This window comes from Stenotrophomonas sp. 1L-E-5-B-C3, assembly GCF_057292075.1.
The window spans coordinates 136,676-150,004 of the sequence record NZ_JBXAWS010000008.1; the positions used below are offsets into that span (position 1 = coordinate 136,676).

The 13,329-nt window shown below is 66.6% G+C and carries 13 protein-coding genes; 8 read left to right on the plus strand and 5 right to left on the minus strand.

What is annotated here, in order from left to right:
- Both AC0Z6F_RS12495 and AC0Z6F_RS12500 read right to left on the minus strand, forming a co-directional pair.
- On the minus strand, nt 1–795 hold the full coding sequence (locus tag AC0Z6F_RS12495; protein WP_006390034.1) for a hypothetical protein: 795 nt from the start codon (nt 793–795) through the stop codon (nt 1–3).
- A 205-nt stretch (nt 796–1,000) separates the two neighbouring features.
- Entirely contained in the window at nt 1,001–2,257 is a 1,257-nt protein-coding gene (locus tag AC0Z6F_RS12500; protein WP_006390031.1) for a 6-phosphofructokinase, read from the minus strand.
- Between the two features lie 136 nt (nt 2,258–2,393).
- Between AC0Z6F_RS12500 and AC0Z6F_RS12505 the strand changes: the two genes are divergently transcribed.
- The 3 genes from AC0Z6F_RS12505 (at nt 2,394) to AC0Z6F_RS12515 (ending at nt 5,224) form a co-directional block, all read left to right on the plus strand.
- Nucleotides 2,394–2,957 (plus strand): adenylate kinase, encoded by a 564-nt coding sequence (locus AC0Z6F_RS12505; RefSeq protein ID WP_012512023.1) that lies wholly within the window; start codon nt 2,394–2,396, stop codon nt 2,955–2,957.
- A gap of 327 nt (nt 2,958–3,284) precedes the next feature.
- A complete protein-coding gene (gene mpl, locus AC0Z6F_RS12510) occupies nt 3,285–4,649 on the plus strand; it encodes a UDP-N-acetylmuramate:L-alanyl-gamma-D-glutamyl-meso-diaminopimelate ligase (RefSeq protein WP_012512022.1) in 1,365 nt (454 codons plus the stop codon).
- Nucleotides 4,646–5,224, plus strand: a complete 579-nt coding sequence (locus tag AC0Z6F_RS12515) for an LON peptidase substrate-binding domain-containing protein (protein ID WP_006389956.1) — start codon at nt 4,646–4,648, stop codon at nt 5,222–5,224. The genes mpl and AC0Z6F_RS12515 overlap by 4 nt, the downstream gene beginning before the upstream one ends.
- A 96-nt stretch (nt 5,225–5,320) precedes the next feature.
- On the opposite strand, the gene AC0Z6F_RS12520 is transcribed toward AC0Z6F_RS12515, so the two are convergent.
- Entirely contained in the window at nt 5,321–7,315 is a 1,995-nt protein-coding gene (locus AC0Z6F_RS12520; RefSeq protein WP_329894239.1) for a bifunctional DedA family/phosphatase PAP2 family protein, read from the minus strand.
- An 85-nt stretch (nt 7,316–7,400) separates the two neighbouring features.
- On the opposite strand from AC0Z6F_RS12520, the gene AC0Z6F_RS12525 reads away from it, so the two are divergent.
- Nucleotides 7,401–8,063, plus strand: a complete 663-nt coding sequence (locus AC0Z6F_RS12525; protein ID WP_006389922.1) for a serine/threonine-protein kinase — start codon at nt 7,401–7,403, stop codon at nt 8,061–8,063.
- On the plus strand, nt 8,060–8,566 hold the full coding sequence (locus AC0Z6F_RS12530) for a DUF2867 domain-containing protein (protein WP_485616937.1): 507 nt from the start codon (nt 8,060–8,062) through the stop codon (nt 8,564–8,566). The genes AC0Z6F_RS12525 and AC0Z6F_RS12530 overlap by 4 nt, the downstream gene beginning before the upstream one ends.
- Before the next feature lie 63 nt (nt 8,567–8,629).
- Here AC0Z6F_RS12530 and AC0Z6F_RS12535 read toward each other — a convergent pair whose 3' ends face one another.
- Nucleotides 8,630–9,313: a hypothetical protein gene (locus AC0Z6F_RS12535; RefSeq protein WP_012512018.1), complete on the minus strand. Its 684-nt coding sequence runs from the start codon at nt 9,311–9,313 to the stop codon at nt 8,630–8,632.
- Nucleotides 9,314–9,421: 108 nt separating this feature from the next.
- On the opposite strand from AC0Z6F_RS12535, the gene AC0Z6F_RS12540 reads away from it, so the two are divergent.
- The 3 genes from AC0Z6F_RS12540 (at nt 9,422) to AC0Z6F_RS12550 (ending at nt 12,309) form a co-directional block, all read left to right on the plus strand.
- Entirely contained in the window at nt 9,422–10,240 is an 819-nt protein-coding gene (locus AC0Z6F_RS12540) for an SDR family oxidoreductase (RefSeq protein ID WP_100435206.1), read from the plus strand.
- A 93-nt stretch (nt 10,241–10,333) separates the two neighbouring features.
- The gene (locus AC0Z6F_RS12545; RefSeq protein ID WP_012512016.1) at nt 10,334–11,326 is read left to right on the plus strand and encodes a YiiG family protein; all 993 of its coding nucleotides are present in this window, start codon (nt 10,334–10,336) and stop codon (nt 11,324–11,326) included.
- A gap of 17 nt (nt 11,327–11,343) precedes the next feature.
- Nucleotides 11,344–12,309: a YiiG family protein gene (locus tag AC0Z6F_RS12550; RefSeq protein ID WP_485616938.1), complete on the plus strand. Its 966-nt coding sequence runs from the start codon at nt 11,344–11,346 to the stop codon at nt 12,307–12,309.
- A 102-nt stretch (nt 12,310–12,411) separates the two neighbouring features.
- Here AC0Z6F_RS12550 and AC0Z6F_RS12555 read toward each other — a convergent pair whose 3' ends face one another.
- Entirely contained in the window at nt 12,412–13,284 is an 873-nt protein-coding gene (locus AC0Z6F_RS12555; RefSeq protein ID WP_485616939.1) for an ion transporter, read from the minus strand.
- Nucleotides 13,285–13,329 lie beyond the last annotated feature (45 nt).

A 13,329-nucleotide genomic window follows, 5' to 3' on the forward strand; every position in this document is an offset into this window, starting at 1 on the left:
TCAGTTGCCGCGGCAGTCCTTCAGCCACAACACACGACCAATCTGGTCGTAGCTGTCGACCACGCCGGTCAGCGTCACCTTCTCGCGCGGGCGCAGGGCCAGCGCATACGCGGCCTGGTTGGCTGCGAACGAGCAGGAAATGGCCACGCGCTCAAAGTCGATGCTGCCATCGCTGGGCAGGTCGAAGCTGGTGTTGTAGGTGCCGCCACTGCGCAGCACGGAGGTGATGCGACCGGTGATGGCGTAGGTCTTGCCCTTGTAGCGCGGCTCGACCGCGGCCGGGTTGTCCTTGTTCTGGTTGCGCAGCTGGAAGCCGAAGCGGTCGGCGGCAATCGTTACCACCGACGCCTGCGGAGTGGCCTTGGCTGCTTGTTCGCCAGCCTTGCCCGGCTTGATCTGGTTGAGCAGCTTGCACATTTCTTCGCGCACGCCATCGGCCGAGGCAATGGCGCCCTTGTTGACCTTCACCACCATGCCGACGGTGCCCTGGCCGCCTTCGGAGGTGGCACTGATGATCATCGGAATCGGCTTGTGGGCCATGGTTTCCGGTTCTTCGATCAGCATCGAGCCGCCTTCCACGTCCTCGCTGAGGACATCCATGTTGGCGTTCTTGGCGATCACCCGCATCTGGCCGATGGCACTGGCCACGGTCAGGTCCGGATGGGTGACCGATGAAGTGAAGGTCGTGCCGACGAAGGGATTGCCCTTCTTCTGGAAGTTGCTTTCGCAGGTCGCAGCGAAGGCCGGCGCGGCAGCGCCGCACAGCAGCGCGGCGATCAGGATCGGGTGCTTCATGGTTACAGTCCTTGTGAAATGGCAGCACAGGCCCGGGCCTTGAAGGCCGGGCAGCGTCGAATCTGGCTTGCGGCGGCCCCTTTGCCCCGGGCCGGAGCCCGATTGTGGGGTGCTTCGGCGGCCGCCGCAATGTGCCCTGCGCTCCGCACAGGGCTCAGCACAGAAGGGCGTATACGACTTAATCCCCTCCGTCCCCTTTTTCGGCTCAGCCCTCGAAGGCCGGCAGCTTCTGCTTCACGGCCACGTTCTTCAGCGTCACGTACTTCGGCAGGCCGTCGGTGCCGTACGGCAGCGGGGCTTCGCCCTTGATCAGCGGTGACAGGTAGGCGCGTGCCTTGGCGGTGATGCCGAAGCCATCGCGGCGGATGAAGCCGGCGGGCATCTTCTTCTCGTGGTTTGCGATCTTCGACAGCGGTGCCGCTTCGATCTTCCAGCGGTAGGGCGCATCGCTGCTGCGCACGATCACCGGCATCACGCCGTTCTGGCCCTTCAGTGCCAGCTGCACCGCGGCCTTGCCGACTGCCTGCGCCTGCTCCCAGTCGGTCTTGCTGGCCAGGTGGCGGGCCGAACGCTGCAGGTAGTCGGGCAGCGCCCAGTGCACCTTCAGGCCCAGCTGGTCCTTGACCCGGCCGGCCAGATGCGCGGCCACGCCGCCCAGCTGCGAGTGGCCGAACGAGTCCTTGCCGCCACCGGCGTCGGCGACGAAGCGGCCATCGGCGGTGGCGATGCCTTCCGAGGCCACCACCACGCAGTAGCCGACGCGTTCCACCACAGCCTTGACCTTGGCCAGGAACACCGCCTCGTCATAGGCGCGTTCGGGCAGCAGGATGATGTGCGGGGCCTCGTCATCGCCATTGCCTGCCAGGCCGGCGGCCGCCGCCAGCCAACCGGCATGGCGGCCCATCGCCTCGTAGATGAAGACGCGGGTGGAGGTCTCTGCCATCGCCGCCACGTCCAGCGCTGCCTCGCGCACCGACACGGCGGTGTATTTGGCCGCCGAGCCGAAGCCCGGGCAGGTATCGGTCACCGCCAGGTCGTTGTCGATGGTCTTGGGTACACCGATGCAGGTCAGGTCATAGCCGGAGGCCTTGGCCAGCTGCGAGACCTTCAGCGCGGTATCGGCCGAGTCGTTGCCGCCGTTGTAGAGGAACCAGCGCACATCGTGGGCCTGCAGCACCTGCAGCAGGCGGTCGTAGCGGGCGCGGTCGGCATCCAGCGATTTCAGCTTGACCCGGCACGAACCGAAGGCGCCGCCCGGGGTGTGGGCGAGGGCGCGGATGGCCGCAGCACTCTCCTTGCTGGTGTCGATCAGCTCCTCGCGCAGCGCGCCGAGGATGCCGTTGCGGGCGGCCAGTACCTTGATGCCCTTGGCGCGGGCCTGCTCGATCACCGCTGCTGCAGTGGCATTGATGACCGCGGTGACACCGCCGGACTGGGCATAAAGGAGAGTACCGTTGCGCATGCTTCTACCTGCTCGGGGGAGGGGACATTGCAGGGACATTACCCGTATGCGGTAAAGTGGCGCTATTGCGGTGCAGCGATACCGGACCGTCCGGGACGCGAACCTTCTTAATTTTCAACACGTTGGAGTCAGGTCAATGCGATTGGTTCTGTTGGGACCGCCCGGTTCGGGCAAGGGGACACAGGCGACGCGCCTGAAGGAAAAGCTGGGTATCGCCCACATTTCGACCGGTGACATGCTGCGCGCGGAAATCGCTGCCGGCTCCGAGCTGGGCAAGCAGGCCAAGGCCGTCATGGACGCCGGCAACCTGGTCTCGGACGACATCCTGCTGGGCATGCTGGAGTCGCGCCTGACCCAGGCCGATGTCGCCAAGGGCTTCATCCTGGATGGCTACCCGCGCAATGTGGCCCAGGCCAATGCGATGGACGGCCTGCTGGCCAAGATCGGCCAGCCGCTGGACGCGGTGGTGCAGCTGGACGTGGCCACCGAGCTGCTGGTCGACCGCATCGCCGGTCGTGCCAAGGAGCAGGGCCGCGCCGATGACAGTCCGGAAGCGGTGCGTCAGCGCCTGCAGGTCTACAACGACCAGACCGCCCCGGTGGTCGACTTCTATGCCGCCCGTGGCACTCTGGCCCGCGTCGACGGCGTCGGTGAGCTGGACGAGATCGAAGCCCGCATCCTGGCGGCGATCAAGGGTTGAACCGGCCGGGCCGGCGTCTTGCCGGCCCCCGGGCGCAAAAAACACAGGCCTGGTCCGCGAGGATCAGGCCTGTGTCGTTTCATAGGCGCCAGCAGAGGGCTTGCTCAGGGCCCCGCAGCATGAGCTCCCTTGGGGATGGCCTCTTGGGGAGTAGGACCGGTTCGGGTACTGCGGCTGGCAGTTCGAATTGTGTCCGGGTTCACAGAACATCGCTATCGGGATTTCCCTGACAGAAGATTGGAGTTTTCTCACATCCTGTGTAGGACTTGTCTTACCCCCGGTCGGACATTGGCCCTATACAGCCGTCATCAGTCACAATCCTCGGTCATGAGCAGCGTACATATCCTTGCAATCGCCGGCACCTTCATGGGCGGCGTGGCCGCCCTGGCGCGGGAACTGGGCCATACGGTCAGCGGCAGCGACCAGGCCATCTACCCGCCGATGTCGACCCAGCTCGAGCAGCTGGGCATCACCCTGGACCAGGGCTACCGCGCCGACAGCGTGCCGGCCGACACCGGCCAGGTGGTGATCGGCAACGCGCTGTCGCGCGGCAACGCGGCCGTGGAGGCCGTGCTTGATGCCGGCCAGCGTTACATTTCCGGGGCGCAGTGGCTGTCCGAGCAGGTCCTGCCGGGGCGCGATACCCTGGCTGTGGCCGGCACCCACGGCAAGACCACCACCACCACCATCCTCACCTGGCTGCTGGAAAGCGCTGGGCGCTCGCCGGGTTTCCTGATCGGCGGCGTAGCTGAGGACTTCGGCGTTTCAGCCCGGCTGGGCCAGGGCCGCGAGTTCGTGGTCGAGGCCGATGAATACGACACCGCCTTCTTCGACAAGCGCAGCAAGTTCGTGCACTACCGGCCGTTGGTGGCCATCCTCAACAACCTCGAATACGACCACGCCGACATCTTCCCGGACGTGGCTGCGATCCAGCGCCAGTTCCACCACCTGGTGCGCACGGTGCCGGCTCGCGGCCGCTTGATCGTCAACGGCGAGGACCCGCACCTGGCCGAAGTACTGGCCATGGGCTGCTGGACCCCGGTGGAGCGCTTTGGTTTCGATCCCTCGCTGGAGTGGCACGCCGAACTGCTGGCCGCCGATGGCAGCGCGTTCCGCGTGCACCATCGCGGGCAGGCGCTGGGTGACGTGCAGTGGTCGTTGCTGGGCCGCCACAACGTGCTCAACGGCCTGGCCGCACTGGCTGCCGCGCATGCGGTGGGCGTGGCCCCGGCCGAGGTGATCCCGGCGCTGGCGCACTTCCGCAGCGTCAAGCGCCGCATGGAGGTGATCGGCAGCCACGATGGCATCACCGTCTACGACGATTTCGCCCATCACCCGACCGCGATCGCCACCACGCTGGAAGGCCTGCGTGCCAAGGTTGGCGATGCGCGCATCGTGGTCGCGATGGAGCCGCGCAGCAATTCGATGCGGTTGGGCGCGCATGCGCAGGCGCTGGCCCCGTCGCTGGCGCTGGCCGATGAAGTGGTGTTCCTGCACCGCCCTGAGCTCGCGTGGGACGCGGCGGCAGTGGTCGCCGCCGTGCGTGGTGAAGCGCATGCGGTACCCGATACCGACGCGTTGCTGGCGCAGCTGCAGTCCAGCGTGCGCAGCGGTGACCATGTGGTGTTCATGTCCAACGGTGGCTTCGACGGCGCACCGCGCCGCTTCCTCGCTGCCCTGCAGGCCCGATGAGCGCCGACGATTCGCTGCCGCTGTTTCCGCTGCACACCACGCTGGTGCCGGGTGCAGCGGTGGGCCTGCGTGTGTTCGAGCGCCGCTATCTGGATCTGGTCCGCGACAGCGGTCGCAGTGGCGAAGGCTTTGGTGTCTGCCTGATCCTCGACGGCCAGGAAGTGGGAGCCCCGGCGACACCGGCAGCGTATGGCGTGCAGGTACGCATCGAAGACTTCGATGTCGGCGCCGATGGCGTACTGCAGCTGCGCCTGCGCGGTACCCGCCGCTTCCATGTCGAGCGCACCCGCGTGCGCGACAACGGCCTGGTGGTGGCCGACGTGCACTGGTGCGAGGAAGATCCCGATGACGAATTGAAGCCGCAGCATGCGCTGCTGGCCACGGTGCTGGGGCACATCATCGAACAGGCGGGCGAGGCCTATGCGCCCGCCAGCCCGGCACTGCTGGACCAGGCCAGCTGGGTCGGCTGGCGGTTGGCCGAGCTGCTGCCGCTGAGCGAGCAGCAGCGCCTGCAGCTGCTGCAGATGGACGACCCGCACCAGCGGTTGCAGCAATTGCTGGGCTGGATGCCGTAAAAAGCGCTCCATGCGTGCCGTGGATCTGCCCGCCGGGCATGGCCCGGCGCTACCTGGCCGCGTCCCGGTAGCGCCGGGCCATGCCCGGCGGCGCCATCACGGCGTGGTCTTCAACCGCAGCACCGGCAATCCGGTTTCGCTGTGCACGTCTTCGCGCTGCGGCAGGTCCTGCACGGCGTCCTTCACTGCATTCAAGGCCGGGTCGACACCACGCAACGGGTGCCACATGCCGATCCATTCGAAGTGGCGCTCGTAGCGCAGGGTCTGTGCACTGCCCAGCCACAGCGGCGTGTTGCCCGGCTGCAACTGCGCGGGTGCGGGCCACAGGCGCAGCACATAGCGCTCATCCGGCTTCGCGCCCTGGCGCACCATCAGCAGTGCTTCCACGCGGGTGTCCAGCGTTGCCGGCAACACCGGCAGTTCATCTGCACCGGTGTTCTTGTCCAGCATCAGCAGCGCCTGCTGCCAGCCAGCCTGTTCCTGCCGCTTCCAGCCGCGCGCTTCCAGCTGAGCCTGCAGCGGTGCCAGCGGCCCGGCCACCTGCACGTCCAGCGGCCAGCGCTGGTCGTCGTCGAACTCGTTGCGGCGTGCCGGCAGCGTGGCCCAATCGTGCTGCCACCAGGCCTGCGCATCCATCGCCTGCGGTGCCGGCAGGGTCGGCTCGAAGCGCTCCAGCTTCACCGGAATGTGGCGCGGCGCGTACCACATCGCCGCTACCGCGAACACGCCGTAGAACAGCCAGGCCACCGGCTTTACCCAGAACGAGCGGTTGAAGCGGCGGCGGTAGGCGATGCCCAGCACCAGCAGCCAGAACGTGCCGAACAGCATGCCGCCGATCACATCGCTCAGCCAATGCGCGCCCAGGTACAGGCGCGAGAAGCCGATCAGGCTGACCACGATGCCCGACACCAGGTAGGGCCAGACGCGGGTGCGGCCGGGCATCTCGCGGGCGATCAGCACCGCGAAGAAACCGAAGGTGATGGTGGCCATGGTCACCGACACCGACGGGAAGCCGAAGCCGCTGCTGGCGTCGACCGGGCGCACCACATCCACGGTGGCACCGAGCAGCATGGTCAGCGCCAGGCCGAAGGCGAGGGCGGCCAGCCAGTGCGCGGCCGCCATCCAGCGCCGGCGCCAGATCAGGTAGCCCATCGCCGCAGCGGTGGCCGGCAGCAGTACCTGCCACGCCCCCAGCGAAGCCAGCGCGGCCATCGGGTAGTCGGCCAGCGGGTTGCGCAGCGCCAGCATGGCCTGGTGCACCAGCAGATCGATCGCCAGCGGCTCGCCGTGTGCGACCACCACGGTCAGCAACGCGAACCAGCCCCAGCCCAGCACCAGCAGCATCAACGCCAGCATCGCCAGCGGCACCGACTCGCGGCGCTTCGGGTCCAGCACGCCAACGGTGTAGCGGCCCAGCGTCGGGTGACGGTTGGACCAATCCAGCAGGCGCGCCAGCCAGTTGTCCATGCGCGCGGCCGACCAGCGATAGCCGTACAGAACGATGGCCCAGACCAGGCCGAGGATCACCGCCAGCAGGCCGACCACCACCACCAGTCGTCCGGCCACGGCGGCCACGGCGTCATACGCCTCGCCAAGAATCCAGCCCGGCGCCAGGAACAGCACCGCCCACGAAATGCTGGCGATGCCGCTGGCCTGCACGTAACGGCTGGCTGGCATCTTCATCATGCCGGCAATGGCTGGCACGAACGGGCGGATCGCGCCGACGTAGCGTGCGATCAGGATGCTCTTGAACGCATTGCGGCGGAACAGGTTCTCGCCGCGGTCGAGTAGCTGCGGGTAGCGGCTGAACGGCCAGACGCCGCGCAGGCGGTCACCCCAGCGGCGGCCGATCCAGTAGCTGATGCCGTCGCCGGCAAAGGCGCCCAGGGCTGCAGCCGCAACCGCGTACGGCCCGGAGATCTGGCCCAGGCCGATGAAGACGCCCACCGCGAACAGCAACGGCAGCGCCGGCACGATGGCGCCAAGAATGATGACCGCATCGCAGAAGGCGATGAGGAAGATAACGGCACCCGCCAACACGGGGTGAGCGGCAATCCACGCAAGCGTGGCGTCGATCCATGAAGAGTCCATTGCCCGATTATAGGGGCGTGAAGGTGACTGGTTCCCAGCCGCTTCGTGACCGTTTGCAACCGGCGCCATCGCCTAGAATGGGCCCATGCCGCATACGCCAGACGCTCCACCGCATGCTTTGAAGGCCGACAGCTTCGGCCAGATCCTTCTTGTGAAAGGGCCCGATGGCCCGTTCGTGCGCCGTGATCTGGGCGCCACACCGCTGTGGCTGCGGCTGCCCGCATGGTGGTTGGCCCGCCGCGAGGCACGCGCGCTGCAGCACATCCACGGCATGGCCGATGTGCCGCAGCTGCTGGCCTGGAATGGCCGTCACCTGGACCGCAGTTTCATGGCCGGCGACGCCATGTACCAGCGCCCGCCGCGCGGCGATCTGGCCTGGTTCCGCTCGGCGCGTCGCCTGCTGCAGCAGCTGCATCGCAACGGTGTCGCCCACAACGACCTGGCCAAGGAAGCCAACTGGCTGGTCACCGAGGATGGTCGGCCGGCGCTGATCGACTTCCAGCTGGCGGTGATCGGCAACCCGCGCTCGCGCTGGATGCGGTTGCTAGCCCGCGAGGATCTGCGCCACCTGCTCAAGCACAAGCGCATGTACTGCCGCGAGTCGCTCACCCCGGTGGAAAAGCGTGTGCTCAAGCGCACCTCGTGGGTGCGCGAGCTGTGGTTCGCCACCGGCAAGCCGGTCTACCGCTTCGTCACCCGCCGCATCCTGCACTGGGAAGACAACGAAGGGCAGGGGCCGAAGCCGTGAGCGCTTCGCAGGTGGTGAGCGCCCCGCCGGGTGCCGGCAGCGTGCTGCGTGCGCAGTTGCCCGGTGCCGACTTCGTGCACGCCTGCCAGGCGACGACCCGTCGGGATGGGCGCTCGGCTCTGCAGGCCTACCGCGATATGTCGGCGACCATTCCCGGCTGGTTCGACGGGCTGATGACGCTGCGCAACCACGGCATGCGCCTGCTCGGCATGAAGCATCTGGGGTCGTTGCGTGCGGTGCAGGTTGTTGAGGATCCTCGGCCCGGCCAGCGGCTGGGCATCTTCACCCTGCAGTCGCTGGGCGACGATGCCATCGTGCTGGAAGACGATGATCGCCATCTGCGCGTGCAGCTGGCCCTGCAATGGCAGGGTGACGTGCTGGAAGTGGCGACGGTGGTGCATATCCACAACGCGTTAGGGCGTGCGTACATGCTGCCGGTTGCACCCGTGCATCGGCTGATCGTGCCGCATCTGCTTCAGAAGCAGGTCCGCAGCTATCGGTAGCGCCGGGCCATGCCCGGCGGCATTGAACGCTGCGTCCGCCGGGCATGGCCCGGCGCTACCTGCTTACGGCGTTGCCGGTACCACTTGCTGGCCGATGAAGTTGCGCTTGGCGTCGAAGTCATAGGCGATCTGCAACTGGCCCACGTCCGGGCAGGCGTGGCAGTCGCGCAGCGGCGTGCGGTACAGCAGGCGGATGCCGCCGTTATCCAATGGCGAAGCGCCGGCCGACTGCGCCGGTGCGAACGGCGTGGCCTGTGGGTTGGCCTTCAGCAGTTCCTGCACAGTGGGGTCGGCACGCAGCGTGTCGTCCAGCTGCACCGCATCCACGTCGATGCGCTTGCCACCGGCATCGACCAGTCGCGTGCCTTCATTGGTGTTGGCGCGGAACGGATACTCGACCGTGGCAATGCCAAGTCCTTCGTTCTCGTGCCAGGCGGTCACATAGGCCAGCTCGCCGCCGCTGGACAACTGCTCGGCGGCGGTGATGGCATCGGCGCTGGCGCCACCCGCGCGCATCGCATCGCGCAGGCAATCGCGGGTCGCGGCGTTCTCACCTTGGCGGCAGGCATTGAGGTCGCCATCCCAGACCACCGCCTCGCTCCAGCGCATCTTGCCGTCGGCGGCGGCCTTCTCCGCACTGGGCGCGTCACCGGCGGGCGGCTCCTTGCCGGGTTCCGGCGAACGGCCCTGGCAGGCAGTCAGCAGGGCGAGGCCCAAGGCAGGCAGCAACAGGCGGGAACGGCGCATGGCGTGGACCTCGTGCGTTGTCTGGAGACCCGAGTATCGTCAAGGCTGGGTGAACTCCGCGTCGGCGCGGCATACTAGCGACTCATTGCATACGCTGGAGTGTGGAACGTGGGCAGTCTGCAGGGCAAAACCCTTTTCATCACCGGTGCCTCGCGTGGCATTGGCCTGGCCATTGCACTGCGCGCCGCGCGCGACGGTGCCAACGTCGCCATCGCCGCCAAGTCCTCGGTGGCCAATCCGAAGTTGCCCGGCACCATCCACACCGCTGCCGAAGCGGTGACCGCCGCCGGCGGCCAGGGCCTGGCGCTGAAGTGCGACATCCGCGAGGAAGATCAGGTCAACGCGGCAGTTGCGGCCACGGTCGACACCTTCGGTGGCATCGACATCCTGATCAACAACGCCAGCGCGATCTGGCTGCGCGGCACGCTGGATACGCCGATGAAGCGTTTCGACCTGATGCAGCAGGTCAATTCGCGCGGCAGTTTCCTCTGCGCGCAGGCCTGCCTGCCGTACCTGCTGCAGGCACCGAATCCGCACATCCTCACCCTGGCACCGCCGCCGAGCCTGGACCCAAAGTGGTGGGCACCGCACACCGGCTACACGCTGGCGAAGATGGGCATGAGCTTTGTCACTCTGGGCTTGGCCGCGGAGTTCGGTCCGCAGGGCGTGGCGGTGAATGCGCTGTGGCCGCGCACGGTGATCGCCACCGATGCGATCAACATGATTCCGGGCGTGGATGCGGCCGGCTGCCGCACGCCACAGATCATGGCCGACGCCGCGCATGCGGTGCTGGTGCGCGAAGCGGCGGGCTTCCACGGCCAGTTCCTGATCGACGATGAAGTGCTGGCGCAGGCCGGTGTCACCGATCTTTCGGGTTACGCGGTGGATCCGTCGCGTCCATTGTTGCCGGATCTGTTCCTGGATTGATCGCGCGTCGCCGGAAGAGGCCGAGGGCTGCGACCTTCGGCCTGCTGCGCTAGAATGCGTGGCTGTAATCGTTTTCAACAGGGATGTGAGCACATGTCACGCACTCTTTCCGTCGCGGCGCTGGCCGCTTCGCTGTCGTTGATCCTGACCGCCTGCGGTGGCAAGGCACCCGCAGTTGCGGGCGGCGCCGCTGCCTCCGGCACGGCAGACGCCAGCGCGGCCCCGTCCGACACGCAGCAGCAGTTGACCGCCAAGCTCAACGCCTACATCAGCTGCTTCAACGCGCTGGATTCGAAAACCCGCGGCAGCATCCAGTCCTACACGCGCTGGATCAAGGATGTCGACGCTGGCCCGACCGGCCGCGAGACGCACGTGTACGGGCCGTTCGAGATCAGCGATTACGACATGAAGCAGTGCGACGCCCCGGTAACCGAGGCGATCGCTGCCAAGCCGGCGCTGGCCGATCTCGATGCGGCTGCAGGCCGTTACCAGCAGGCGCTGAAGGCGCTGGTGCCGGTGAGCAAGGACGCGCACGACTACTACGATCGCCATGACTACGAGGACGACCAGTTTGCCAAGGGCAAGCAGCTGCATGCGCCCTTGATGGCCGCTTTCAAGGATTTCGTGGCTGCCAGCGAAACGTTCAATGCCGAGCTGGAGCGCCAGAACGACGCTGCCCAGCGCGAGCAGCTCAAGGCGCTGGAGCAGGCCGAGGGGCGCACCCGCGAGTACTACCGTCTGGCGATGATGCTGGAAGCCAAGGCCATCATGGATCTGATGAGCGAGGATGATTTCGATCAGGCCAAGGCCCGTGAACGTCTGGATGCCTTCAACCGCATTTCCGATGAAGCGCACGCCAAGGTTGCCGACCAGGAGCCGGGCAAGTCCGACTGGGAAGGCTTCGAGCGTGGGGCCGAGAATTTCCGGCGCGAAGGCAAGGAGCGGCTGCAGCGCGTCAGCGAGAAGAAGCCTTACACCGATTTCGAACGACGCATGCTTGATTCGCCGTCGATGGCGCCGCGTGGCTCTGCCAGCAAGCTCATGCAGGAATACAACACGCTAGTTTTCCAGAGCAACCGCCAGTGACCGGCGCGCCAGCACCCATGCTAGAGACCATGACGACTTCCTATCTGCGTATCGCGCCGCTGCTGCTGATCGGCGCTGTGGCTGGCCTGAGCGGCTGCAACAAATCGGCAGGGTTGTCTGTGGCCGACCCCGGCCTGGAGAAGGTGAACGCCTACATCGAATGCTACAACGGCGTTGAACAACCCATTCACGAGGGCTTCCAGGCCTACACCAGCTGGATGAAGGACCCTGAAGTCGGCCCGACCGGCAAGGAAGCGCAACCTCGTTCGCCCGGCAAGGTGCTGTCGCACCGGGTCGAGTACTGCGGCCAGCCGCTGACCGATGCGCTGGCAAAGACCCCCGCGACGCCGCTGGACGCTCCCGCGCGGCAGTACCAGCAGGCGTTCCAGGCACTGAACACCCTGGTCGAGCGCGCTGATGGCTATTTCACCCGCGAAGACTATCGTCGCGATGGCGGTGAAGGGATGCGCAGCCAGCATGCCCCGCTGATGCAGGCTTATGTTGATTTCTTCAAGGCCAGCGAAGCGATGGATGCGGCGCTGGAAAAGAACGAGAACGATCGCCGCGCCGCGCAGCTGAAGCAGATTGAGGAACGCGAAGGCCGCTCGCTGGCGTATTACCACCTGCGCCTTGTCGGTGATGGCAAACAGCTGGCGATGGCGTTCCAGGGTGACGCACCGGATGTGGCGGTGCTGCGCAGGCAACTGGCCGACTATCAGGCGTTGGTGACGGAAATCCAGAACGGTAGTGTCGGCAAGGACGACCCGATGTGGGGCCATGTGCAGCGCTCGGCCGACAAGCTGGTGCGTACTGCCGGACGCGGTGTCGAGCGGCTGCAACAGGGCAAGCCGATCGCCGCCCATGCGTTGGCAGCCGAGCGCAAGGCGTCGGGCAGCTGGCTCACCACCGATCCTGAAGGGGCGCAGTCGACGATTCTGGATGCCTACAACGACCTGGTAACCACCAGCAACCGCATGCGTTGAGCGCGATCCACGCAGGGCGTGGGCCTGCCCACGGTAGCGCCGGGCCATGCCCGGCGCGCACCATCCTGTTTCGGTAGTGCCGGCCGCTGGCCTGCATGCGCCTCAATGGCTGAACGTATCCGGCAATGGTCCGCCACATTTGCGGCAGTGCCGCGCATCCGGCTCGTGGCCTTCCAGCTCGCAGTGCGGGCAGCCACGTGAATCGCGGCGCGCGGCCAGTTCGGCATCGCGCATGGTGCTGGCCAGTTCGGCGGTGTAGATGCCGGTGGGCACGGCGATGATGCTGTAGCCGATCAGGATCAGCACCGAGGTGACGAAGCGGCCGAGCACAGTCTGCGGCACGATGTCGCCGAAGCCGACCGTGGCCATGGTCACCACCGCCCAGTACATGCTGCTGGGAATGCTGGTGAAGCCATGGTTCGGTCCCTCGATCACGTACATCAGCGTGCCGGCGATGATCGTGATGGTGACCACGGTGAACAGGAACAGCAGGATCTTGCGCCGGCTGCGCCACAGCGACTGCATCAGTACACCGCTTTCTTCAATGTAGCGGGTCAGCTTGAGGATGCGGAACACGCGCAGGATGCGCAGCGCGCGCACCACCAGCAGGCTCTGCGCACCGGGAATGAACAGCGACAGGTAGGTCGGCAGGATCGAGGCCAGGTCGATGATGCCCCAGATGCTCACCGCGTAGCGCAGCGGGCGCTTGACCACCACCAGCCGAAGCACGTATTCGGCGGTGAACAGCACGGTGAAGCCCCATTCCAGCACGTACAGCCAATCGGCATGGGCGATGTGGAAGCGCTGCACGCTGTCGAACATCACCACCAGCACGCTGGCGATGATCGCGTAGACCAGCAGCAGGTCGAAATTGCGCGACGGCCGGCTGTCATGGCGGTAGATGATGTCGAACCACCGACGGCGCCAGCCGGTCTCGGTGGCAGGGTTCAGCTGGGGGGCGGAAAACGGTCGCATGGGCGCATTGTGCCGCAGGGGTTCCGGCGCGAGAATGGGGATTCC